Origin of the sequence: Ectopseudomonas composti (assembly GCF_001567565.1) — a bacterium.
Lineage (GTDB): Bacteria > Pseudomonadota > Gammaproteobacteria > Pseudomonadales > Pseudomonadaceae > Aquipseudomonas > Aquipseudomonas composti_A.
This window is the reverse complement of the sequence record NZ_LSSW01000013.1, coordinates 234874-260182: the sequence shown is the minus strand read 5'-3', so window position 1 is coordinate 260182 and position 25309 is coordinate 234874. Positions and strand designations below refer to the sequence as shown.

Below are 25309 nucleotides of genomic sequence, written 5' to 3'. Positions count from 1 at the left end.
AAGAAGCGATTGGAGTCGCGTTCGACTTTACGAGTTGTAAATGAGCATTCTGAGCTCGGCTACAACGCAGCACGGCATACGCGCAGCAGTCTCGGGACAGGTTCTTAAAGGCTGTTTCGGCAAGGCCTTGAGCCTACCCCAAGCAGCCAGAAACCCGGCCCGTCGGCCGCTCACAATCGAGCAGAACCGTACCGGCCACTTCTGGAGAAACAACGATGCTATTAGCTACCGACCTGGATGGAACCTTTCTCGCTGGCAATCCCGAAGATCGTCTGAGCCTCTATCAGACCATCGCCGCGCACCCGGAGATCAAGCTCGCCTATGTCACCGGGCGCAGCCTGGAGGCCGTGCTGCCACTGCTGGCGGACCCGACGCTGCCACAGCCGGACTACATCATCGCCGACGTCGGCGCGACCCTGGTGCATGGCGATAGCCTGCAACCGATCCAGCAATTGCAGAGCCTGGTCGATACCCGCTGGCCCGGTGAGACCCAGGTCGCCGGGGCCGTCGAGCCATTCGGCCTGGAACGCCAGGACGTGCCGCAGGCGCGCCGCTGCTCCTACTTCTGCACGCCCGAACAGGCGGCCAATCCACAACTGCGCCAGATCGCTGACGAGCTGGGTTGCGACCTGCTCTACTCCGCCGAGCTGTACCTGGATTTTCTGCCCAAGGGCGTGAACAAAGGCAGCAGTCTGCAGGCCCTGGCCGACTGGCTGGAGCTGAGCCACGATCAGGTGCTGGCCGCTGGCGATACGCTCAATGACCTGTCCATGCTCAGTTCCAGCTTCCACGGCGTGTGCGTCGGCCAGTCGGAAACCGCCCTGCTGGAAGCCACGCACAGCCACTCGCGCACCCTGCACGCCGAGCGCCCGGGTTGCGGCGGCATTCTCGAGGCCTTCGCCCATTTCGGTTTTCTCGGTGAACACGGTATCGCCGCCGAACGCCGCCAGGCCGCACAACCGGGCAAGGCCGAGCTGGTGATGGTCTATCACCGCCTGCCCTATGAGGAATACCGTAATGCCGCCGGCAAGCTGCAGCGTCGTCGCCCGACCTCGCCCAACGGCATCATTCCCACCCTGCTCAGCTTCTTCGGCGATGGCCGCCCCGGGTCCTGGGTTGCCTGGGCGGTGCATGAGAATGACGACGAGCCGTTCGACAGCCACACCACGGTGGACGCCGAACGCTATCCCAAGCTCACCGCCGCGCGGGTCAAGCTGAGCAAGGAAGAAGTCGACATCTTCTACAAGCGCTTTTCCAAGGAAGCCTTCTGGCCGACGCTGCACACCTTCTGGGAACGCGCCACCTTCAACGAGGACGACTGGCAGGTGTTCTGCAAGGTCAACCGCGCCTTCGCCGAACGCACCGCACTGGAAGCCGCCGAAGGCGCCATCGTCTGGCTGCACGACTACAACCTGTGGATGGTGCCGGCCTACCTGCGCGAGCTGCGCCCGGACCTGCGCATCGCCTTCTTCCACCACACCTACTTCCCCTCGGCGGACGTGTTCAACGTGCTGCCGTGGCGCCGACAGATCGTCGGCAGCCTGCTGCAGTGCGACTACATCGGCTTCCATATCCCACGCCAGGTGGAGAACTTCGTCGACGTCGCCCGTGGCGTGTTCCCGCTGAAAACCCTGGAACGGCAGAACTGCGCACCGCGCTTCATCACCTATGGCTGCGCCGTGGGTCTGGAGCGCATGACCACCGCGCTGGATACCGGCACCCGCCAGGTCAAACTCGGCGCCCACCCGGTCGGCCTGGACATCGAGCGCGTGCGCAACGCCCTGGAAGCGCCGAAGATCAAGGAACTGATGGCGCAACTGCGCGAGGAAATGAAGGGTGTGAAGCTGATTCTCTCGGTGGAGCGCCTCGACTACACCAAGGGCATCCTGGAAAAGCTCAATGCCTACGAGCGCCTGCTCGCGGACAACCCCGAGCTGATCGGCAAGGTCACCCTGGTCACCGTGTGCGTGCCGGCGGCCAAGGAAATGACCATCTACGACGAGCTGCAGACCCAGATCGAACAGGCGGTAGGTCGCATCAACGGCCGCTTCGCCCGCATCGGCTGGACGCCGCTGCAGTTCTTCTTCCGCAGTCTGCCGTTCGAGGAGGTCAGCGCCTGGTACGCCATGGCCGACGTCATGTGGATCACCCCACTGCGCGACGGCCTCAACCTGGTGGCCAAGGAGTTCGTCGCAGCGCAAGGCCTGCTCGGTGGGCGTGGTGTGCTGGTGCTATCGGAATTCGCCGGCGCCGCCGCCGAGCTCAAGGGGGCGCTGCTAACCAACCCGCATGACCCGGCTGACCTGGCGCAGACCTGCTACCTGGCCCTGAACCTGCCCAAGAGCGAGGCGCAGGCGCGCCTGCGCGAGCTGTTCGATATCGTCTGCTACAACGACATCCGCCGCTGGGGCGAGGAGTTTCTCGCAGGCGTGCAGGTGCAGCACAAACCCACGCCGCTGACGCTGGCGAGCTAGCAGCGCTCACACGCGGAGGCTGCGCCTTGTGGGAGGCGCTTTAGCGGCGAGCTTCTCGCTTGATCGCGGCTAACGCGCAATGCCGCGCAATGCCGCGCAATGCCGCGCAGGGTGCAATCACACTTTCCCGGATTGCACCCTGCCGCCGTCAACCCTCCTGACTATCGACCACGCAGTTGATCATCCAGGACACGCCGAAACGGTCGGTGAGCATGGCGAAGCGGGTCGCCCAGAAGGTTGCCTGCAGCTCCATCTGCACCGAACCGCCAACCGACAATGCCTCATACAGGCGCTCGGCCTCAGGCACGTTGTCCACCTGCAGGGAAACGGAACAGCCCTTGATCCCCTCATAGGGGTACTGCGGCAAATTATCGGAGGCCATCAGCACCTGTTCGCCGACGGTCAGGCAAACGTGCATGACACGCTGCTGGTACTCGGCCGGAACCTCCATATCCTCGGGGCTGTCAGCGTAGCGCATCATCTCCAGCTTCCCGCCGAAGACCTCGGCGTAGTGGTTGAAGGCCTCCTCGCACTGGCCGTCGAACATCAGGTAGGCATGTATCTTCATCATTACTCTCCTTGATTTTCACTGCTCATGCGCGCGCGAATACGTTCTTCCTGCTCGCGCAACTCGGGGGTGAACTCGGCGCCGAAATCCTCGGCCTCGAAAATCTGCCGAATCTCGATATCGGACTCGCCAGGCATGGGGTTGGGGCAACGCTTGACCCACTCGATGCAGGCCTGCAGCGACTCGCACTGAAAGATCCAGAAGCCGGCTACCAGCTCCTTGGTCTCCATGAAGGGGCCATCGATCACCGTGCGCTGCGCACCGGAAAATCTCACCCGCGCCCCCCTGGAGCTGGGGTGCAAGCCTTCTGCCGCCTGGATCACGCCCGCTGCAGCCAGCTCCTCGTTGTAACGGCCCATGGCCGTCAGCAACTCTTCGCTGGGCATCGCACCGGCTTCGGAATACGCGGTCGCCTTGACAATCACCATGAAACGCATCGCCTTTCTCCTTGTTCGAGTCGAAGTCGCGCGCAGGGTGTCTCCCTACGGCTGACAGTGAACCCAGGGCGGGGTTCTGTGCAGTAGTCGAATGGGCGAAGAAAGAATCGACAGACCGGCTGAAAAAAGTTGGCGCGTGCTGCGCGCACCGCGTCATTCGCCGTACTCACCGTCATTCACCTTGGTATCGCTGCCCCAATCTGCGGGATACATGCCCTCCTTCACCAAGCGATGAAAGCTGGACCACGGCCAATCTGCCACACAATCGACCAAGCCATGCTTCACCGGATTGAAATGCAGGTAATCCATATGCCGACGGTAATCCTCTTCGTCGCGAATACGCTGTTCCCAGAAGCACCGCTGCCACAGACCGGACTCACGACGCAAACTGCGGCTCAAACTGATCGAACCGAACCCCGGCAAGGCCTGAGAAGTCAGGCGCTTGATCATCGACCAGCGTGAGCCAAAATCTGCATCCCCCTCAGGCAGACGCCAGACACAATGCAGATGATCGGGCAGCAGTACCCACCCCTCGATGATGAAGGGACGGTGTAAACGGACTCGTTCGATGGCGCGGCGCAAGGCCGCGCGCAATGGCGCATCGGTCAATACGCAGAGGCGCTGGTGGCTTACCAACGTAAAGAAATGACAGGCGCCCGCTTCACGGGCGCGGCGGTAATTGGACATTCCCTGTCTCCTGAATCCATGCCGGCAGATTCAGGATAGTCGGCGGTGCGCGCAGCGCACCCTAGGGGTTGAACGGCGCAATTCCCGCAGGGTGCACCATGCGCACCTGTGCCGCCCCCCAATCAAACGCGGAAGCGGCTGACCATTGCTTGCAGCTGACCGCCCAGGCGCGCCAGCTCGGCCGAGGATTTGGCCGTTTCGTCGCTGGCGGTGGCGGTCTGTTCGGAAACGTCACGCACACTGAGAATGCTACGGCTGATTTCCTCGGCCACGGCGCTCTGCTCTTCTGCTGCAGCGGCGATCTGCTGGTTCATCGACTGAATACTGGACACCGCCTGGGTGATGCTGCCCAGCGAGTCACCAGCCTTGCGCGTCAGCTCGACGCTGCTGTCGGTCAGATCGCGACTGTTGCGCATCACCGCAGCGACCTGCTGGGTGCCGCTCTGCAGCCCGGCGATCAAGGCTTCGATCTCTTCCGTGGACTTCTGCGTGCGCTGGGCCAGGCCGCGGACTTCATCGGCGACCACGGCAAAACCGCGCCCAGCCTCACCGGCACGCGCCGCTTCGATGGCAGCGTTGAGCGCCAGCAGATTGGTCTGCTCGGCCACCGACTTGATCACGTCCATGACGCTGCCGATCTTGTCGCTTTCCTGCTGCAGGCCATTCATCGCCTCGCTGGAACGGCTGACCTCGGCGGCCAGGCGCTCGATCTGCGCAATCACCTCGGCAACCACCTGATCTCCCATGCGTGCCTGACCATCGGCCTGGTTGGCGGCCTGCGAAGCCTGCTCCGCATTGCGCGCGACTTCCTGCACCGTGGCCGACATCTCGTGCATGGCAGTGGCAACCTGATCGGTCTCGCTCTTCTGGCTGTTGGCACCGGCGCTGGTCTGCTCGGTAACCGCCGACAACTCCTCGGCAGCACTGGCGATCTGCGTCACGCTGTCACGAATGCCTGAGATCAGCTCGCGCAGGGTACTGGCCATGTACTGGATACCCTGCTGCAGCTGGCCCATCTCATCGCGACGCTCGACCTGCACGGTAGCGGTCAGATCGCCCTCAGCGATGCGCTGGACTGCGCCCAGGGTTTCCTGCAGCGGACGCGTGATCTGTCGAGTGATGATCCAGGCAGCCAGCACACCGAACAACAGCGCCAGCAACGTGGTGATGATCTGCAGACTGCGCGCAGTGGCGGTTTCTTCGTCACGACGGTCGATCTGGAGCTGTACCAGCGCCTTGTTGTCCTTGACGATCTGGTAGCCTTCCTGGGTCATTTCAGCACGAGCGGCGACGATATTGTCGTTGGCCTGACTGAAGCGCTGCACTTGCACCTGATAGGCATCGAGACCAGCGCGCACAGCGCTGATGGCGCCAGCTTGCTCGCCGGCGAAGGCCGCCGCCAGCGCGTCGATGCTCTGCACGGCACGCTCGACCTGGGTGCGCATCGCCTGTTCGGTAGTGGCGTTGGGATTTGCCGTAAAGCCGCGCACTTCATAACGGGTCAACTGCATGTGTTCACGCACATCGCGCACGGCCTGGTAACGCTGGAAACGACGCTCGTCGTCCTGCGGAATCTGCTGCACGACCTTGTACAGGTTTTCAAGCTCGGCAAATGCCTGCTTCGCCAGGCTGCCCATTTGCTCGCGGGCAGCACGTGCGGTGCGATAGCCCTCGTCCATGCGCTTGAAGGACTGCCGGTACAGCTCGATCTGCTCGGCCTGCTGCTTCAGCAGGCGAACGTTCTCGGCACTGCGAAAGCGACTGCGTACGTCGGCATGCGCGTCGCTGTAGCTGTTCAGCGATTTCTGCACCACCTCGGCCATCTTCTCGTCACCGTTATCCAGCATGTAACGCAGACGGTCGACACGCAGCTCAGTCAGCAGATTGCTAAGGTGATTGATGTCGGCAGTCCAATTGCTGCGCTGGATAAGGCTGCCCATGCTGGTCCAGGCAACGCTTGCGAGGATCAAGGTCAGGGCCAGCACCATACCGAAGCCTAGCGCCAGCTTATGGGTCACGCGGATGTTAGCGAACCAGGTATTCATAACAATTCTCCAACTGCGGGTGTTTCAGGTTTCGCTGGAGAATTGTTTTTGTTGAAGCCAGCACAGGGAGTAGCTGACGAACAGGGCGGCCGCTACGACACAGAATTTAAACCCATACGCAGTGCTGTGGCGTCGCAGCGGCCATTCTGCGACGCCGTTCAAACTATTCAGGCCAACAGCTTCAGAGCCTCGGCGCTGCATTGCTGGATCCGCGCCCAATCGCTGTTGGCCACCCACTCGCGCTGGAACATCCAGGTGCCGCCCACGCACATCACGTTGGGCTGTGCCATGTAGCGTTGCAGGTTGTCCGGAGTGATGCCGCCGGTTGGGCAAAAACGCACGCCCCCGAAAGGCCCGGACAGCGCCTTGAGCGCCGCGACACCACCGCAGACCTCCGCCGGAAACAGCTTGAAGCGGCGATAGCCGAGGGCGTAGCCGATCATCAGATCCGACGCACTGCTCACGCCTGGCAGCATGGGCAGAGGGTTGTCCAGCGCCGCCAGCAGCAGCTCACGCGTGCTGCCTGGCGTGACGATGAACTGCGCACCGGCAGCGGTTGCCGCGGCAAGCATGTCCTGATCCAGCACGGTACCGGCGCCAACGCAGAGCTCGGGACGCTCGGCACGCAGGCGGCGAATCGCCTCCAGGCCATGCTCCGAGCGCAGGGTCACTTCCAGCACCCGCAGGCCACCGGCGGCCAGGGCGTCGGCCAGCGGCAGGATATCCGCCTCACGGGCGATGGTGATCACCGGCATGATCCGCGCCTGAGCGCAGATGCGGTCGATCTCGGCGATTTTGTCGGCCATGCGCGCACGCTGGTCTTGGTCGAGGCTGGTCATGTCAGGGGCACCAGTGGATTTCAAGAGGAGAATTGAGGAACGCACGGATCGGCATCTGGGCGACCTCGCCCGGCTGCAGTGCTGCGCTCAGGGTGTTCAGTTTCGCCTGGCCCTGGATCGCCAGCAGCGGCAGACGTGCGCTGGCCAGCACCGGCAGGGTCAGGGTCAGGCGTTGTGCTGGCTCGCTCGGGGCGAGCATCGGCAACACCCGGCGCGCGCAGTCCGGCTGCAGTGCCTCGAGCAGATTGGGGCTGTGCGGGAACAGCGAGGCCGTGTGGCCATCGTCGCCCATGCCCAGCACCAGCACGTCGACAGGCGCCAGCTCGGCAACCGCAGCGTCGGCCAGCTCGGCCGCTTGCTCGAGGTTGCCAGCGACCTGGTAGAGACCGAGAAAGCGGGCTTCGGCAGCCGGCCCCCGGAGCAGATGACGACGCACCAGCGCCTCGTTGCTACCGGCATGATTGACCGGCACCCAACGCTCGTCGGCCAGGCTGACGCACACCTGCGTCCAGGGCAGCGCCTGCTGCGCCAGCGCGTCGAAGAACGGCACCGGGCTACGTCCACCGGAGACCACCAAGGTGGCCCGCCCGCGACTGGCGATGGCCTGACGCAGCGCATCGGCCACGCGTACCGCCAATGCCTGGGCCAGCTGCCCGGCATCGTCGTGCGAACAGGCCTGCACGCCTTGCGGCAGTTTCAGTTTAGAGATCGCCATACCAGCTCCTGCCGTCCCGGGTGATCAACGCGACCGAGGCCATGGGGCCCCAGCTGCCGGCGGTATAAGGTTTCGGCGCTTCGCCGAGGCGCTGCCAGCCGTCGATCAACTGATCGCACCACTGCCAGGCGTATTCGATCTCGTCCTTGCGCACGAACAGGTTCTGGTTGCCGCGCATCACTTCCAGCAGCAGACGTTCGTAGGCGTCGGGGATCCGCGCACTGCGGTAAGTGTCGGAGAAACTCAGCTGCAGCGGGCCGCTGCGCAACTGCATGCCCTTGTCCAGGCCCTGATCCTTGGTCAACACCTGCAGGGCGATGCCTTCGTCCGGCTGCAGGCGGATGATGAGCTTGTTGCCAATCAACTGGCGCTGCTCCGGGGCGAAGATGTAGTGCGGCGGCGCCTTGAAGTGAATGACGATCTGCGACAGCTTCTGCGGCATGCGCTTGCCGGTCCGCAGGTAGAACGGCACGCCCGCCCAGCGCCAGTTGCGGATGTCGGCGCGCAGGGCGACGAAGGTTTCGGTATCGCTCTGGGTGTTGGAGTTCTCCTCCTCCAGATACCCGGGCACCGGCCGCCCATCGCTGCTGCCGGCGACGTACTGGCCGCGCACCACGCGCTGGCCGAGCTGTTCGACATTGATCGGCTCCAGCGCCTTGAGCACCTTGACCTTCTCGTCGCGAATGCTGTCGGCGGACAGGTCGCTGGGCGGATCCATGGCGATCAGGCAGAGCAACTGCAACAAGTGGTTCTGGATCATGTCGCGCAGCTGCCCGGCCTGATCGAAGTAGCCCCAACGGCCCTCGATACCGACCTTCTCGGCCACGGTGATTTCCACGTGGGAGATGTGGTTCTGGTTCCACTGGGTTTCGAACAGGCTGTTGGCAAAGCGCAGGGCAATGAGATTCTGCACCGTCTCCTTGCCCAGGTAATGGTCGATGCGATAAACGCGGTTCTCCGGAAACACCTGAGCCACGGCGTCGTTGACCGCACGCGAGGAGCTCAGGTCATGGCCGATCGGCTTCTCCAGCACCACCCGCGTGCCCTCGGCCAGCCCCACCGCGGCCAGGTTGGCGCAGATGCCGCCATATACCGAAGCGGGCGTGGCGAAGTAGGCGATCAACTGATCCTGCGGGCTGACCTGCTCGAGCAACACCGAATAGTCATCGGCCTTGAGGAAGTCCATGGCCAGGTAGCTCAGGCGTGCCAGAAACCGCGCCATGTCGGTTTCCGTCAGCTCCTTGGCCGGCACGTACAGGCGCAACGCCTGTTCGATGGCAGCCAAGTGGGCGCTTGGCTCGCCGCCGTCACGCGCCAGGGCCAGGACGCGCGTGCCATCGTGCAATAAACCGGCACGATCGAGCTGGTAAAGCGCGGGAAACAACTTGCGCAACGCCAGATCGCCCAGCGCGCCGAACAAGGCAAAGGTGCAGGATTCAAGCTTCATCACGGGCATGAGATTGTTCTTTTATCAAGATGCACTAGAAATACCGGGTGATACTGCTTTTATCAAGAAAAAATGTTGTGATAGCAACAACATTTTTTGCCTTGCTTGATAAGTCAGTGGTGGGCCGGAGGCGGCATCAGTAGGATAGGCCGGTTGTTTTACCGCCCATCGCCTGTCGCCAGGCCCGTTCAAACGCCTGTTAGGAGCCCCTATGGACCGCGTGCGCAACCTGCTGGAACAGATCCAGAGCCGCCTGGACGACCTGAACAAGGCCGAACGCAAGGTCGCCGAAGTGATCCTGCACGATCCGCAGCAGGCCACTCGTTTCAGCATCGCTGCGTTGGCCCAGGCCGCCGCCGTCAGCGAGCCGACGGTCAACCGCTTCTGCCGCTCGTTCGGCGCCAACGGCTACCCGGAGCTGAAGATGCAACTGGCGCAGAGCCTGGCCAGCGGCGCCGCCTATGTCAGCCGCGCGGTATCGGCCGACGACGGCCCCGAGGCCTACACGCGCAAGATCTTCGGCAGCACCATCGCCTCGCTGGACAGCGCCTGCCAGAGCCTCGATCCGCAACACGTCAGCCGTGCCGTCGACCTGCTGATCCAGGCCAGGCAGATCCACTTCTTCGGCCTCGGCGCCTCGGCATCGGTGGCGCTGGACGCGCAGCACAAGTTCTTTCGCTTCAACCTCGCCGTCTCGGCCCACTCCGACGTGCTGATGCAGCGCATGATCGCCTCGGTGGCGCACACCGGCGACCTGTTCGTGATCATCTCCTACACCGGGCGCACCCGCGAACTGGTGGAAGTGGCGCGCCTGGCCCGTGAGAACGGCGCCTCGGTACTCGGCCTCACCGCTGCCGGCTCGCCACTGGCCAAGGCCAGCACCCTGAGCCTGGACATTCCCCTGCCGGAAGACACCGACATCTACATGCCGATGACCTCGCGCATCATTCAGCTCACCGTGCTCGACGTACTCGCCACCGGCGTCACCCTGCGCCGCGGCGTGGATTTCCAGCCGCACCTGCGCAAGATCAAGGAAAGCCTCAGCGCCAGCCGCTACCCGGCGGACGAAGAACCACTGTAAGGCTCAGCCTGCGGGCTGATTTCATGGCGCTGACGTAGCCGAACAGCGTCAACCGAATAGGCCGCAGGCTGAGCCTTACAGTGGCGAGTATCTGGGGCACAGGGCCTAATGCGCACCTTGCGCAAGAGCGCCACATGGAGGGCCAGGCTGCGGTCGCTTCTGCTAGGCTTGGCGGTTTTGCGAACCTGCCGGAACAGACTTCATGCAAGCACTGATCGCCCTCAGCCGTTTCATCGGCAACACCTTTGCCATCTGGGTGTTGCTGTTCGCCGTCATGGCCTTCTTCCAACCCAGCTGGTTCCTGCCGCTGACCGCCTGGATCGTCCCGCTGCTCGGGCTGATCATGTTCGGCATGGGCCTGACCCTCAAGGGTGCGGACTTCCAGGAAGTGGCGCGTCGCCCGATAGCGGTGCTGATCGGCGTACTGGCCCAGTTCATCATCATGCCCTGCACCGCCTGGCTGCTGTGCCAGGCCCTCGCCCTGCCGCCGCAAATCGCCGTGGGCGTGATCCTGGTGGGCTGCTGCCCGGGCGGCACCGCGTCGAACGTGATCACCTGGTTCGCCCGTGGCGACCTGGCACTATCGGTCTCGATCACCGCCGTCAGCACCCTGCTCGCCCCGCTGGTGACCCCGGCACTGATCTGGATGCTGGCTTCGGAATGGCTGCCGGTGTCGTTCAGCGCCATGTTCGTCTCCATCCTCAAGATGGTACTGCTGCCCATCGCCCTGGGCCTGATCGCCCAGCGCCTGCTGGGTGAACGCGTGAAGACCGCGGTCGAGGTGCTGCCGCTGATTTCCGTGGTCAGCATCGTCGCCATCGTCGCCGCCGTGGTCGCCGCCAGCCAGGGCAAGATCGCCGAATCCGGCCTGCTGATCATGGCCGTGGTGATCCTGCACAACGGCATCGGCCTGGGTCTGGGCTATCTGGCCGGGCGCCTGTTCGGCATGTCGCTGGCGCAACGCAAGACGTTGTCGATCGAAGTCGGCATGCAGAACTCCGGCCTCGGCGCCGCGCTGGCCAGTGCCCACTTCAGCCCGCTGGCGGCGGTCCCCAGCGCACTGTTCAGCGTCTGGCACAACCTGTCCGGCCCGCTGCTGGCGACCCTTTACCGCCGCATGGGGCAGAACGCGAAGCAAAACGCAGACTGACCCGACACCTCGCACCAATCCAGGGCGCCTTGCCCTGGACGCGCCAATATGCACAATAACGGTGCGCGCGAGGACGACCTCCACACCCTGACTCCAGGGTGGCTCATCCGGGGACGGCCCCTTCAACTGCTGGAAGTGGATATGTCCTGGATCATTCTGTTTCTCGCCGGCCTGTTCGAGGTCGGCTGGGCCATCGGCCTGAAATACACCGACGGCTTCAGCCGACCACTGCCAACGGCGCTGACCGTCTGCGCCATGCTGGTCAGCCTTGGCCTGCTCGGCCTGGCCATGAAGGAACTGCCACTGGGCACCGCCTACGCTATCTGGACCGGCGTCGGCGCGGTGGGCACGGTGATCGCCGGCATCATCCTGTTCGGCGAGTCGATGGCGCTACTGCGCCTGGCCAGCGTGGCGCTGATCGTCTGCGGCCTGATCGGGCTCAAGCTGAGCCATTGAGAAAGCCGGATTCCACCCTCGTGGGAGGCGCTTTAGCGGCGAATCGCGGCTGCGACTGCAGGAAGCAGGAGGTAGAGCGAAGCAGGATACCCGAGCCGAAAGCCCCTCCCACACGACCGTTCGCTATCGCCAATCCCCACGCAAGGCCGCCACCCGCGCCTGCAGCGCTTCGCGCTTGGCCTGCTCCGGTGCGACTGGCGCTCCCGCCACCAGGCACACCCGCGACCACAAGCGCCTGAACAGGCCCTTGTGCGGATCGCGGCTGAAGAAGCTGCCCCACAAACCCTGCAACGCCATGGGAATCACCGGTACCGGGTTCTCTTCGAGGATACGCTCGACCCCAGACCTGAACTCGTCGATCTCGCCATCGACGGTCAACTTGCCCTCGGGGAAGATGCACACCAGCTCGCCGTTACGCAGGTACTCGGCGATCTTCTTGAAGGCAGCGTCGTAGATCAGCAGGTCTTCGCTGCGCCCCGCGATCGGCACGGTGCCGGCGGTACGAAAGACGAAGTTGAGCACCGGCAGATCGTAGATCTTGTAGTACATGACGAAGCGCACCGGCCGGCGAATGGCGCCGCCGATCAGCAACGCATCGACGAACGACACATGGTTGCACACCAGCACGGCCGGCCCTTCCTCGGGAATGGCATCCAGGCCCTTGTGCTCGACGCGGTACATCGAATGCCCCAGCAGCCAGATGAGAAAACGCATGCTGAACTCGGGGACGATCTTGAAGATGTAGCTGTTGACCGCGATGTTCATCAGCGACACCACCAGAAACAGCTGCGGAATCGATAGCCCGGCGACGCTGAGGAACAGGATCGCGACGATGGCCGACACCACCATGAACAGCGCATTGAGGATGTTGTTGGCCGCGATCACCCGCGCCCGCTCATGCTCGGCGGTGCGCGACTGGATCAGCGCATACAGCGGCACGATATAGAAGCCGCCGAACAGGCCGATACCGAGAATGCAGCCAAGAATCCACCAGGCCTGGCCATGGCCCAGCAGCGCCAGCCAGTCATGCGGCGTGGCGCCCTCGGGAAAGCCACCGGAGAACCACCAGAGCAGAATGCCGAACAGGGTCAGGCCGATGGAGCCGAACGGCACCAGGCCGATCTCCACCTTGTGCCCGCTCATGCGCTCGCAGAGCATCGAACCCAGGCCGATACCCAGCGAGAACACGGTAAGAATCAGCGTCACCACGCTTTCGTCGCCGTACAGCCATTCCTTGGCGTACGCCGGAATCTGCGTCAGGTAGATCGCGCCGAGAAACCAGAACCAGGAATTACCCACCAGCGAGCGCGACACCGCCGGGCGCTGGCCCAGGCCGAGTTTCATGATCACCCAGGACTGACGGAAGATGTTCCAGTCCAGCGGCAGCTCCGGCATCGCCGCTGCCGCCTTGGGAATGCCCTGACTGGCCAGGTAGCCGAGCAGCGCCACACCGACCACCGAGCCAGCGACGAGGGACGCATAACCGCTGCTGGCCATCATCACACCGGCGCCGATGGTGCCGGCCAGAATCGCCAGGAAAGTGCCCATTTCCACCAGCGCGTTGCCGCCCACCAGCTCTTCTTCCTTCAGGTGCTGCGGCAGGATCGAATACTTCACCGGGCCGAACAGCGCCGACTGCGTACCCATGGCGAACAGCACGGCGAGCATCAGCGGCAGGTTGTCCAGCAAAACCCCGGTAGCGCCAGCGAACATGATGCCGATCTCGGCGAGCTTGATCTTGCGGATCAGCGAATCCTTGGCGAACTTCTCGCCAAACTGCCCGCCGAGGGCGGAGAACAGAAAGAACGGCAGGATGAACAGCAAGGCGCAGAGATTGACCAGCAAGTCGCGGTCGACGCCCGTGTTGAGCTTGAACAAGATGGCGAGAATCAGCGACTGCTTGAAGATGTTGTCGTTGAAGGCGCCGAGCAATTGCGTCACGAAAAACGGCAGGAAGCGCTTCTTGCCGAGCAGGGCGAATTGCGATTGTTGGGTCATCGTCCATGGTCCTCGCGGGAGTCGGTTTTTGCCCGCACAGGCATTTGACTGCAAATCCCCCCACGAAAGCCACAGGGCAAATGCGAACGCCTTGGCGGTTCGCCCCTTCGTGGGAGGGTGTTTAGCCGCGACTACAACTGCACAAAGCTCGCCGCTGAAGCGCGCCCTACAACGCGCGCGTCGCTGAACGCAGCGCAAAAAAAAACGGCAGCCCAATCGGGCTACCGTTCTCGAACTCGGAGAAAACGTCAGTGCCCTCGCACCGACTACAACCTCACCTGCATTCCTTGGGGAATGCCGACACAGTCTGACAAAGACCAGGCACGGCGTCCGTTTAGCTTTGTTAACTGCCTGCAAAGAAATGTAAACGGCGGATGACTGCATGGTCCGTCGCGCGGCACAATCGCGCCCATGAACGCTCACCACCCCGCCTGCTGCAGCCCTCTCGACACGCACAACCCGCTGCCCAACGCGCTTGCCGGCGCGCAGCTGATCAGCACCCGCTTCGACCCCAGCCTGCTCGCCGAGGACGACTTCGCCCGTTGCGCCATCGCACCGGTGCGCGGCGTGGCCAAGCGTCAGGCCGAGTACCTGGCCGGACGCCTGTGCGCCCGCGAAGCGCTGCGCCGCGTGACCGGCCAACCCGGCGTGCCGGCCGTCGGCGCAGACCGCGCGCCGCAGTGGCCGCTCGGCGTGGTCGGCTCCATCACCCACGGCGACAACTGGGCCGCTGCCCTGGTTGCCAAACGCGAGCAATGGCGTGCCCTTGGCCTGGACGTCGAGCGCCTGCTACCGGCCGAGCGCGCCCAGCGCCTGCAGGGCGAAATCCTCACTCCAGCCGAACTGCAGCGCTTGCAGGGCCTGGACGACGACACTCGCGCCACGCGCATCAGCCTGACCTTTTCGCTCAAGGAGAGCCTGTTCAAGGCGCTCTACCCGCTGACCCTGACGCGCTTCTATTTCCATGATGCCGAGCTACTGGAGATCGACCACCACAGCGCGCGTTTGCGCCTGCTGATCGACCTGCACCCGGAGTGGCGCGAAGGTGCCGAGCTGGATGGCCAGTTCGCCCTGTTCGACGGCAAGGTGCTGAGCCTGGTGGCCGTGGCGGCGTGAGCATGGGACGGCCATAGGTGAATAACCCGGTCCGCACATGCGCTACGTAGGGTGGATGACGCTTTTCTCATCCACCACCCAGGCAACCATGATGGATCGGTCGGGCCGCGCAGGTGAAACGCGACCCACCCTGCACGTCTGGCCGCCCCGCCATACTCCATTGGACACTCCCGCCGCGAGCCTTTCGCCGTTAAAGCGCCTCCCACGGTGCCGGGTGGACAAGCTCCGCAGCGGTGCACAAAGCCGCAGACGCCTTACTCCCCCTGCTGCCGTGGCCACACCAGGCTGAAGCGCGCCCCGCCGAGGCTGTCACTGCGACCGATCTGCGCCCGGCCGCCGTGCCAGTAGATGATGCGCCGCACGATGGACAGACCGAGCCCGTGCCCACCCGAGGCCCGTGTGCGGCTGTCGTCGAGGCGCAGGAAGGGGCTGAACAGGCGCTCCCAGGCTTCTTCCGGCACGCCTGGTCCGTCGTCTTCGACATCGATGCGGCAACGCCTGTAGCCGACCTGGCAGCTGATCATCACCTTGCCTTCGGCATAGCGCATGGCATTGCTCACCAGATTCTGCAGCGCCCGGTGCAGATAGCGCGGCTCGGCCTCGACCCAGCAGGCGCCCTCGGCCTGCACGCTGAGCACCGCACCGGCTTCCACGCGTACCTTGTTGCTCAGCGGCGCCAACTCGTCGATCACCTGATCGATCAGCGCCTTGAGCTCCACCTGCTGGAAATTCAGCGCCGGCGAGCCCTGCTCCAGGCGCGCGTAGGTGAGCATCTCGTCGACCAGCTTGTCGAGGTCCTGGATATCGCTGTCCATGCCATCCATGTACTTGCGCCGGGCCGCTTCACTCGGCGCGTCGGCGATCATCTCCAGGCCGAAGCGCAGCCGCGCCACTGGCGTGCGCAGCTCGTGGGACACCGCGCGCACCAGCTCGCGCTGCGTGCTCAGGGATGTCTGCAGGTGCTCGGCCATGGCGTTGAAGGCACTGGCCAGGCGCCCCACCGAATCGGCGCCACGGGTCGGCACGCGAGCATCCAGACGGCCACTGGCGATATGCGTGGCGGCGCTCTCCAGCCCGCGCAGGCGCTGTTCCAGCGAGCGCACCAGCAGGTAGACGATCAGGCCGATCAGGCTCAGCCCCAACGCACCGATCAACACCAGCAGCTGCGGCGGATAGGGGTTCATCTGGTACAGCGGGCCGATCTCCAGGACCCAGGGCGTATCGACGATGCCGGAGAACACATAGATGGAATCGCCCCCCTTGCCCAGCGCCATCACCGTATCGCCCTCGTCGATGCGCCGGCGCTGGTCGAGGTCGATGGTGGCGTCCTGCAGACGCACCAGCTGCAGGTCGAAGCCGAACTGCTTGGCCGCCTTCAGCTCGGCCAGGCGCTGCGGCTGCTCGGCCACCGGATAACGCATCAGCTCGTCGATCAGCAGGTAGTTGGTGGCCCGCGCCAGCTGCTCGCTGATCTGCTGGATCTCGCCGGTCAGCAGCAGCGGCTGCTTGCCGTCGAGCAGGCCGTAGACCTTGGCCGAGTGCGGGCCGGTCTGCTGCACCAGCACATGACCGCGCTGCAGGCGGTTACGCTCGCTGCTCTCCAGCGCCACCTCGCTCAGCGCTTGCAACTCCAGCGGAATGCCGAGCAGGCGCGACCACACCACCAGGGCGCGCTTGCGCTCCACTGCGTTCATCGGCAGCAGGTTGTCCGCCATCAGGCGAAAGGTGCCGCGCGCCAGGCCTTCGCGGTACTGGTCGCCACGTACCTCGTTGACCAGATGCAGGGTGCCGACGCCCAGCAGCGCCACCAGCACCAGCGCGGCGAGCATGCCGCCATAGATGCGCAGGAAGATCGAGTTCATGATCGCCCGATCAGTCGCGCAGCAGTGGAGGCGTATCGCCGAACGGCAGCGCTTCGGCGGCCTCGGCGACGAACAGATAGCCCTTGCTGCGCACCGTCTTGATCAACCGTGGATGCATCGGGTCGTCGCCGATCTTCGGGCGGATGCGTGAAATGCGCACATCGATGGAGCGGTCCTGGCCGTCGTATTCGATGCCACGCAACGAGTTGAAGATCTCCTCGCGCGAGAGGATGCGCCCGGCGTTGACCGCCAGCAGCCACAACAGGTCGAACTCGGCGCTGGTCAGCTCGATGCCCTGCTCGCCCAGCCAGGCCTCGCGCATGGCGCTGTCGATGGCCAGCACGCCGAACTGCAGGCGCCGCGGCTGACCTTCGTCGCGCTCGCCTTCGCCGCCCTCATGACGGCGCAGCAGCGCACGAATGCGCGCCAGCAGCACGCGCGGGCGAACCGGCTTGCACACATAGTCATCGGCGCCCATCTCCAGGCCGAGCACCTGGTCCATGTCGTCGGTGCGCGCGGTGAGCATGAGGATCGGCCCCTTGTAGCCACTGCGCACCTTGCGACAGATGCTCAGGCCGTCTTCACCCGGCAGCATCAGGTCGAGAATCACCAGGTCCGGCTGCTCGGCAAGAATGCGCGCCGCCGCACTGCCGCCATCGGCCTCGATGGCCACGCGCAAGCCGTTGCCTTCCAGATACTCGCGGGTCAACTGCGCCAGGCGCTGGTCATCCTCGACGATCAGAATCTGCCACGCTTCTTGTTCCACACCCTCTCCCCTTGGCATACCGGCAAGCGCCGCCAACACAGAGGCCATTCTAGGGGCTGAGCGCGTCTCGGCGCGAGCGGCAAACCCATGCCAAAGCCTGGTCGCTTCGTCAAGCACAGCACATGCCAAGGCCACTATATATAGTGGTAGTCTGTGCGACGCCGAACAGCTTCGCCAACTCGTGGAAATCCTCTCGCCAAGGACGACGAACGGTCATCAACAGCCAGAGCCAGAGAACACGCGGGCTACGCCGTTCACACCCACAAGGCACTCACAGCTTATCCACAGGCAGTTCCTTTCCTCGCGCCTTGCAATGCCTCAAACAGCGCACTATCTTGTATCCCCATCGCGCGCCACCCACCAGATATTGGGTTGCCGTAGGAAACCGGACACAAAAATAACGAATCGCGCAAGCCCTTTTCAGTGGGTTTTCCAGATGTTCCGGCCCAGTGTTTCGCCCTAACCCAGGCCTGGCCTGGGTTACAGCCACGCAGCAGCGCTCGACGCTGCGCGTGAGCCGGTCAGACAGCGGTCTTATCCGCCAGTCGACCACTATATGTAGTAGGCGGGGTGTGGTAATGCCCCGCTGTGACTTATGCGCCAGGACGGCACTTGAAGTCGTGCTTACCCTGCCCGCTCTTGCGACACCCGTACCCGGCCCCGCTGCTGCGTGCGGTTTAGTTGTTAATGGAATGAACGGCGGACAAGGCACGGTTTCCAATCGTGACGTCCAACCAGAAAATTACAGAACACGGAGATCTCCATGCATACCGACACTACTCGCGAGAACCCGCAGGCCGTGGCGCCGCAGGCCGCTGAATCCTCCCAGGATCTGGCTGCCACCGCGCCTGGCCAGCTGCGCGTGATCAAGCGCAACGGCACTGTCGTCCCCTACACCGATGACAAGATCACCGTCGCCATCACCAAGGCCTTCCTCGCAGTAGAAGGTGGCACCGCTGCCGCTTCGTCGCGTATCCATGACACCGTCGCGCGCCTGACCGAGCAGGTCACGGCCACCTTCAAGCGTCGCATGCCGTCCGGCGGCACCATCCACATCGAAGAAATTCAGGACCAGGTCGAACTGGCCCTGATGCGTGCCGGCGAGCAGAAGGTCGCCCGTGACTACGTGATCTACCGCGAAGCCCAGGCCAACAAGCGCAAGAGCGCCAACGCCGGCAACGACATCGCTCAGCCGCACCCGAGCATCCGCATCACCACCGCTGGCGGTGAAATGCAGCCGCTGGACATGGGCCGCCTGCAGACCATCATCCGCGAAGCCTGCGAAGGCCTGGCCGAAGTCGACGGTTCGCTGATCGAGCGCGAAACCCTGAAGAACCTGTACGACGGCGTAGCCGAGAAGGACGTCAACACCGCCCTGGTGATGACCGCCCGTACCCTGGTAGAGCGTGAGCCGAACTACAGCTACGTCACCGCCCGCCTGCTGATGGACAACATCCGCGCCGAGGCCCTGAGCTTCCTCAACATCACCAGCAGCGCCACTCACCACGAGATGGCCGAGCTGTACGCCAAGGCCCTGCCGGCCTACGTCGAAGCCGGCTCGCAGTTCGAACTGCTCGATCCGAAACTCAAAGAATACGACCTGGAGAAGCTGGGCAAGGCGCTGAACCACGAGCGTGACCAGCAGTTCACCTACCTCGGCCTGCAGACCCTGTACGACCGCTACTTCATCCACAAGGACGGCATCCGCTTCGAACTGCCGCAGGTGTTCTTCATGCGCGTGGCCATGGGCCTGGCCATCGAAGAGCCGAACAACCGCGAAGACCGCGCCATCGAGTTCTACAACCTGCTGTCTTCGTTCGACTACATGGCGTCGACCCCGACCCTGTTCAACGCCGGCACCCTGCGTCCGCAGCTGTCCTCGTGCTACCTGACCACCGTGCCGGACGACCTGTCGGGCATCTACGGCGCCATCCACGACAACGCCATGCTGAGCAAATTCGCCGGCGGTCTGGGCAACGACTGGACCCCGGTGCGCGCGCTGGGCTCCTACATCAAGGGCACCAACGGCAAATCCCAGGGCGTCGTGCCCTTCCTCAAAGTGGTCAACGACACCGCCGTCGCGGTCAACCAGGGCGGCAAGCGCAAGGGCGCCGTGTGCGCCTACCTGGAAACCTGGCACATGGACATCGAGGAATTCCTCGAGCTGCGCAAGAACACCGGTGACGACCGTCGTCGTACCCACGACATGAACACCGCCAACTGGATTCCGGACCTGTTCATGAAGCGCGTCTTCGAAGACGGCAAGTGGACCCTGTTCTCCCCGAGCGAAGTACCGGACCTGCACGACCTGACCGGCAAGGCCTTCGAAGAGCGCTACGAGTACTACGAAGCCCTGATCGAGTACGGCAAGATCAAGCTGTACAAGACCATTCAGGCCAAAGACCTGTGGCGCAAGATGCTCTCGATGCTGTTCGAGACCGGCCACCCGTGGCTGACCTTCAAGGACCCGTGCAACCTGCGCAGCCCGCAGCAGCACGTCGGCGTGGTGCACAGCTCCAACCTATGCACCGAGATCACCCTGAACACCAACAAGGACGAGATCGCCGTCTGCAACCTGGGCTCGGTCAACCTGGTCAACCACATCACCGACGGCAAGCTGGACATCGAGAAACTCGGCCGTACCGTGAAGACCGCTGTACGCATGCTCGATAACGTCATCGACATCAACTACTACAGCGTCGACCAGGCACGTAACTCCAACTTCAAGCACCGTCCGGTCGGTCTCGGCCTGATGGGCTTCCAGGACGCCCTGTACCTGCAGCACATCGCCTACGGTTCCGATGCCGCCATCGACTTCGCCGACAAGTCGATGGAAGCCATCAGCTACTACGCCATCCAGGCTTCCTGTGACCTGGCCGAAGAGCGTGGCAGCTACAGCACCTTCGAAGGTTCGCTGTGGAGCAAGGGCATCCTGCCGCTGGATTCGCAGCAGATCCTGATCGAGTCCCGTGGCCAGAAGTACATCGACGTCGACCTGTCCGAGTCGCTGGACTGGGCACCGATCCGCGAGCGCGTGAAGAAAGGTATCCGTAACTCGAACATCATGGCCATCGCGCCAACCGCGACCATCTCCAACATCATTGGCGTGTCGCAGTCCATCGAGCCGACCTACCAGAACCTGTACGTGAAATCGAACCTCTCCGGCGAATTCACCGTGATCAACCCCTACCTGGTACGCGACCTGAAAAACCGCGGCCTGTGGGATCCGGTCATGGTCAACGACCTGAAGTACTACGACGGCTCCGTGCAGCAGATCGAGCGCATCCCGCAGGACCTGAAAGACCTGTACGCCACCGCGTTCGAAGTGGAAACCAAGTGGATCGTCGACGCTGCCAGCCGTCGCCAGAAGTGGATCGACCAGGCTCAGTCGCTGAACCTGTACATCGCCGGCGCCTCGGGCAAGAAGCTGGACGTGACCTACCGCATGGCCTGGTACCGTGGTCTGAAAACCACCTACTACCTCCGTGCCCTGGCCGCCACCAGCACCGAGAAATCCACCATCAACACCGGCAAGCTCAACGCAGTTTCCGCGGGTGGTGACGACGGCTTCTCGGCCAAGGCTCAGGCCCCTGCCCAGCAGGCCGCCCCGGCCCCGGCGCCCGTACCGAAAGCGTGCGCCATCGACGAGCCCGACTGCGAGGCTTGTCAGTAAGGCTGGCGCGTGGATCTGAGCGGCGCCCGCGTCGTTGCCTGGTAGGCCGGCCCCCATCACGTACTGAAGTACGCTCAGGGGCTCCGACCTACCAGGCGCCTAGCGCTCACTCGCTCAGCTACACGCTCGAAGGTTGGATGAAAAGCTAGAGCAACACACTGATCAAACTAGGGAGAGGGCAAGGCTTTTCGTAGGAGCGGCTTCAGCCGCGAAGCTCGCGGACAAATCCGCTCCTACCGAGCCTTGCCACTGCCCACCAATTCCCGCCCCTCCTCCTCCGGGTCGAGCGGCAAAGAGTCAGCCAGCAATCCACCGCCTGCTGACCAGTGGTACCCGTTTACCCTTGCGCGCATCACGCAACGGAACATAATTCAAATTATCTGTATATCCATACAGGCCGGCATTCTCCGCCGGCCCTCACGCAGGAGCCAAGCCATGCTGAGCTGGGATGAATTCGACAAGGAAGACGGCGCAGAAGCAGCCGCCGCAAGCAATGCCAACGCACAGAGCGCCGGCACCAACTTCGACAAGCTCGACAGCGAAGCTGCCGGCTCGGTCGAGCAGGCCCGCGCTGTCGACGCCAACGACTCCGACGCCGTGGCCCGCGCCAAGAAAGCCCTGAACGACCTCGACATCCAGGAAGGCCTGGACGACCTCGAAGGCGCCTCCGCGCGCGTACAGGTTGGCGACAAGCAGATGATCAACGCCCGCGCCGACCTCAACCAGCTCGTACCCTTCAAGTACGACTGGGCCTGGCAGAAGTATCTGGATGGTTGCGCCAACCACTGGATGCCGCAGGAAGTGAACATGAACGCCGACATCGCGCTGTGGAAGAGCACCGACGGTCTCTCCGAAGACGAGCGCCGCATCGTCATGCGCAACCTCGGCTTCTTCTCCACTGCCGACAGCCTGGTTGCCAACAACCTGGTACTGGCCGTGTACCGTCTGATCACCAACCCCGAGTGCCGCCAGTACATCCTGCGCCAGGCCTTCGAGGAAGCGATCCACACCCACGCCTACCAATACTGCATCGAGTCGCTGGGCATGGATGAAGGCGAGATCTTCAACATGTACCACGAGATCCCGAGCGTCGCGAAGAAGGCCTCCTGGGGCCTGAAGTACACCCGCTCGATCTCCGATCCCAAGTTCGAAACCGGCACCCCGGAAACCGACCGCCAGTTCCTGCGCAACCTGATCGCCTACTACTGCGTACTGGAAGGCATCTTCTTCTACTGCGGCTTCACCCAGATCCTCTCCATGGGCCGCCGCAACAAGATGACCGGCACCGCCGAGCAGTTCCAGTACATCCTGCGTGACGAGTCCATGCACCTGAACTTCGGCATCGACGTGATCAACCAGATCAAGATCGAGAACCCGCACCTGTGGGATGCCCAGATGAAGGACGAAGCGACCCAGATGATCCTGCAGGGCACCCAGCTGGAGATCGAATACGCGCGTGACACCATGCCGCGCGGCGTACTGGGCATGAACGCCGCGATGATGGAGGACTACCTCAAGTTCATCGCCAACCGCCGCCTGACCCAGATCGGCCTGAAGGAAGAGTACCCAGGTACCACCAACCCCTTCCCGTGGATGAGCGAGATCATGGACCTGAAGAAGGAGAAGAACTTCTTCGAGACCCGAGTGATCGAGTATCAGACTGGTGGGGCGTTGAGCTGGGATTGATATCCGACCAAAGCATTAAATAAAGCTGTGCCTTACAGGATGTTGGGGTAGCTTAAGAAAAATAAAAGCCCCGCAGATGCGGGGCTTTTTCATGGAAAAACAATGAACACTTCAGTCCTAGGAAAAATAAAACAAGAGCTAGAACAACTACCAAGTGTTCTAAGCGCAAGAGTTGAAAACAAGAAAAAACTTTTAGACACTGAAAAAGATGCATATGAAAAACAGCAGAGTTATCTATCAGGAAATACAGGAAAACTCAGAACAAAATACATCTTCATCGAAGAGGAAGATGTATTCGCAGCAATCCACTTAAGCCAAAACAAAAACTCGCCAAACTTCCTAAAACTGAAATACACTGCCAGCCGAATAGTCGCACACCACATAAATGAATACAAAGCAAGTCATGACAAATTAACGGAGATATTTAACAGACATGGCTTAGAGAAAAAAATGAAAGAGATAACCGGATTCACACACCTAACTTACTGCATATCAGACATAGACAATTTCAAACAAATTAACGACTCACACTCCCATGACCACGGCGACAAAGTACTAAAGGAGCTAGCAAAGTCCCTAAGAAAAGAATGCAACAAACATAAAACAGCAGAAAAGCCGATCATTTACGCTCGCCTAGGTGGAGAAGAATTTGTCATAGCTATTTTTTCTAACGAAGAGGAAAATTTCATCCCTGAACTTATACGAGCCAACATTGGTGGTTCCACAGAAAAAACGAACTTCACATCGAGTCTAGGCTTTACTTCAAAAGCGATATGCGAGGCAGCGACAGCCTCAGATATTTCCCAACTATATAGAGAAGCGGATTCCGCACTATATAAATCAAAGAGAGAGGGAAAGAACAGAAGCACAAAATTCAACGAAATCAGAAAACACCTTGGAAAAGTACTCGAAACCGACCCTGAATATAAAATAATCGTAATAGATGCTGGCAAAAACGCAGGCGTTTGCCCAGAAGACCGGTTCATTGTTTATCCGAAGAAATTTTCAGGCAGGACTCAATTCATCATTGACGATGGAAGAAGTAAAAAACCAATCGGTACATATCCAAAAATAGAAATAGGCAGAATTTCTCCATTTCAAATCCAAGAAGAAATCTCATTCTGCAGAGCTCTAAAAGAAGAAGACTTCGAAAAAATAACACCCGGCTCTTGCCTAGAACTAATTATTGATGATTTTTCTGATGACTTTTTAAATACAGCGAATGCCATTGAAAATTTGGAATAGACACAATCGTAAGCATAGGGAAAAGGTGACAGATTTATTTTCTCCGTCGCCCTCTCCTAGCATTTTCGCCCTAGGTAATCGCTAGGTAATCAGGGACAGACAACGATTTACCAACACCTTACAGGTTAAGCGAATAATCTTAGATCGCATGACAGCGATGATTGCAACGAGATGAACAACCATGGAAGAGACTGCCATGCACGTTAAGATCCGGAACAGAATAAGCCTAATACTTGCCCTGCTAGGCGCCATGCTCTACTCACTGAACTGTCTTGCAGCACAAGATGAAGGAAAAGCGATGGACATTGACATTCAATGGGGCGCTTACTACCTCACGAAAGAAGATAATCAGTATCGAGTATTCCGTCTGCTGGACTTCAACCGGTACGCTTACCACGCGGCCATCTTCAAAGAGACGTTCACCACCAGGCCTACGAAAGAAGAGATTCTGCAGCTTACCCCTTTCATAGGACATGCCCCCATAGATGCTAAAGCACTTCTGCAAGAAGAGAGCATTCAACTCCTGGCTGCAGCCCCATTAAAAAAAGAAGACTTGGAAGGTTATCGCTACTACCTTGAAGAGCAAGGAATGACCAACACTGAATTGGACGAATCAATTCAAAGAATCATGGAATTCAGTACTCAACCACCCTTGCCGCTACGACTTGAAAAAGTGGATGACGAACTGGAAATTTCGCAGCGCTGAGCCAAAAAGGGACAGATTTATTTTCTTCGTCGCGCTCTTCTACTGGTTTCGCCCTTACGGCGAGTCACTTGACTCGCTTCGCTCGCCCTTAGGGCCAGCCTTCGGCTGTTACTCCGCTTCGCTTCGTTTCTCTTCACTCGCGCAGAAAGTAACCAAAGAGAAAGCGCGCCCGGCATCCGGGTTTCGCTGCGCGCCCCCCTCGCTCCGGCGCTGTTCCGAGGGTCGTCACGGAGGGCCATCCCTACCTAGGCGGCCCCGGCCATCGTTCCTCGTTTGGCATCCATGCCAAACGCCCCTCTCCACAGCACCTCCACTCGGCCTCCTGACGGGATTCGGGGATCGCGACGTTTGAACGTTT

The 25309-nt window shown here is 61.7% G+C and carries 19 protein-coding genes; 9 read left to right on the top strand and 10 right to left on the bottom strand.

What is annotated here, in order from left to right; genetic code table 11:
- The first annotated feature begins 215 nt into the window (after positions 1-215).
- Positions 216-2474, top strand: coding sequence for a glucosylglycerol-phosphate synthase (ggpS, locus tag PCLY_RS03505; protein WP_061237850.1), 2259 nt, complete (start codon positions 216-218; stop codon positions 2472-2474).
- Positions 2475-2622: 148 nt separating this feature from the next.
- Here the strand turns inward: ggpS and PCLY_RS03500 are convergent, their stop codons facing one another.
- The 7 genes from PCLY_RS03500 to zwf form a co-directional block, all read right to left on the bottom strand.
- Positions 2623-3042: a VOC family protein gene (locus tag PCLY_RS03500; protein ID WP_061237849.1), complete on the bottom strand. Its 420-nt coding sequence runs from the start codon at positions 3040-3042 to the stop codon at positions 2623-2625.
- A gap of 2 nt (positions 3043-3044) precedes the next feature.
- On the bottom strand, positions 3045-3479 hold the full coding sequence (locus PCLY_RS03495) for a YciI family protein (RefSeq protein WP_061237848.1): 435 nt from the start codon (positions 3477-3479) through the stop codon (positions 3045-3047).
- Positions 3480-3632: 153 nt separating this feature from the next.
- A complete protein-coding gene (locus PCLY_RS03490; RefSeq protein ID WP_061237847.1) occupies positions 3633-4166 on the bottom strand; it encodes an REP-associated tyrosine transposase in 534 nt (177 codons plus the stop codon).
- Positions 4167-4288: 122 nt separating this feature from the next.
- On the bottom strand, positions 4289-6211 hold the full coding sequence (locus PCLY_RS03485; RefSeq protein WP_061237846.1) for a methyl-accepting chemotaxis protein: 1923 nt from the start codon (positions 6209-6211) through the stop codon (positions 4289-4291).
- A gap of 167 nt (positions 6212-6378) precedes the next feature.
- Positions 6379-7050: a bifunctional 4-hydroxy-2-oxoglutarate aldolase/2-dehydro-3-deoxy-phosphogluconate aldolase gene (locus PCLY_RS03480; protein WP_061237845.1), complete on the bottom strand. Its 672-nt coding sequence runs from the start codon at positions 7048-7050 to the stop codon at positions 6379-6381.
- A gap of 1 nt (position 7051) precedes the next feature.
- A complete protein-coding gene (gene pgl / locus PCLY_RS03475) occupies positions 7052-7765 on the bottom strand; it encodes a 6-phosphogluconolactonase (RefSeq protein ID WP_061237844.1) in 714 nt (237 codons plus the stop codon).
- Positions 7752-9221 (bottom strand): glucose-6-phosphate dehydrogenase, encoded by a 1470-nt coding sequence (zwf, locus tag PCLY_RS03470; RefSeq protein WP_061237843.1) that lies wholly within the window; start codon positions 9219-9221, stop codon positions 7752-7754. The genes pgl and zwf overlap by 14 nt, the downstream gene beginning before the upstream one ends.
- A gap of 202 nt (positions 9222-9423) precedes the next feature.
- Here zwf and PCLY_RS03465 point away from each other — a divergent pair, with 202 nt between their 5' ends.
- The 3 genes from PCLY_RS03465 to sugE all read left to right on the top strand — a co-directional run bounded on the left by PCLY_RS03465 (position 9424) and on the right by sugE (position 11899).
- Positions 9424-10293 carry a MurR/RpiR family transcriptional regulator gene (locus PCLY_RS03465; protein WP_037000233.1) on the top strand — a complete coding sequence of 290 codons (870 nt, stop codon included), beginning with the start codon at positions 9424-9426 and terminating at the stop codon, positions 10291-10293.
- 202 nt (positions 10294-10495) lie between these two features.
- A complete protein-coding gene (locus PCLY_RS03460) occupies positions 10496-11443 on the top strand; it encodes a bile acid:sodium symporter family protein (RefSeq protein WP_061237842.1) in 948 nt (315 codons plus the stop codon).
- A gap of 141 nt (positions 11444-11584) precedes the next feature.
- Complete coding sequence (gene sugE, locus PCLY_RS03455) at positions 11585-11899, top strand: quaternary ammonium compound efflux SMR transporter SugE (protein WP_061237841.1); 315 nt, start codon at positions 11585-11587, stop codon at positions 11897-11899.
- A 123-nt stretch (positions 11900-12022) separates the two neighbouring features.
- On the opposite strand, the gene PCLY_RS03450 is transcribed toward sugE, so the two are convergent.
- Entirely contained in the window at positions 12023-13897 is a 1875-nt protein-coding gene (locus PCLY_RS03450; protein ID WP_061237840.1) for an MFS transporter, read from the bottom strand.
- 411 nt (positions 13898-14308) lie between these two features.
- Here PCLY_RS03450 and PCLY_RS03445 point away from each other — a divergent pair, with 411 nt between their 5' ends.
- Complete coding sequence (locus PCLY_RS03445; protein ID WP_061237839.1) at positions 14309-15013, top strand: 4'-phosphopantetheinyl transferase family protein; 705 nt, start codon at positions 14309-14311, stop codon at positions 15011-15013.
- Between the two features lie 254 nt (positions 15014-15267).
- Here the strand turns inward: PCLY_RS03445 and PCLY_RS03440 are convergent, their stop codons facing one another.
- Complete coding sequence (locus tag PCLY_RS03440) at positions 15268-16875, bottom strand: ATP-binding protein (RefSeq protein ID WP_061237838.1); 1608 nt, start codon at positions 16873-16875, stop codon at positions 15268-15270.
- A 10-nt stretch (positions 16876-16885) separates the two neighbouring features.
- The gene (locus PCLY_RS03435; protein WP_061237837.1) at positions 16886-17641 is read right to left on the bottom strand and encodes a response regulator; all 756 of its coding nucleotides are present in this window, start codon (positions 17639-17641) and stop codon (positions 16886-16888) included.
- Positions 17642-18404: 763 nt separating this feature from the next.
- Here PCLY_RS03435 and PCLY_RS03430 point away from each other — a divergent pair.
- The 4 genes from PCLY_RS03430 to PCLY_RS03420 all read left to right on the top strand — a co-directional run bounded on the left by PCLY_RS03430 (position 18405) and on the right by PCLY_RS03420 (position 24951).
- The gene (locus PCLY_RS03430; RefSeq protein WP_061237836.1) at positions 18405-21314 is read left to right on the top strand and encodes a ribonucleoside-diphosphate reductase subunit alpha; all 2910 of its coding nucleotides are present in this window, start codon (positions 18405-18407) and stop codon (positions 21312-21314) included.
- A 435-nt stretch (positions 21315-21749) separates the two neighbouring features.
- Positions 21750-23000 carry a ribonucleotide-diphosphate reductase subunit beta gene (locus PCLY_RS03425; protein ID WP_037000242.1) on the top strand — a complete coding sequence of 417 codons (1251 nt, stop codon included), beginning with the start codon at positions 21750-21752 and terminating at the stop codon, positions 22998-23000.
- A gap of 102 nt (positions 23001-23102) precedes the next feature.
- The gene (locus PCLY_RS24310; protein ID WP_082768005.1) at positions 23103-24245 is read left to right on the top strand and encodes a GGDEF domain-containing protein; all 1143 of its coding nucleotides are present in this window, start codon (positions 23103-23105) and stop codon (positions 24243-24245) included.
- A 181-nt stretch (positions 24246-24426) separates the two neighbouring features.
- Positions 24427-24951 (top strand): hypothetical protein, encoded by a 525-nt coding sequence (locus tag PCLY_RS03420; RefSeq protein ID WP_061237835.1) that lies wholly within the window; start codon positions 24427-24429, stop codon positions 24949-24951.
- Positions 24952-25309: the final 358 nt, after the last annotated feature.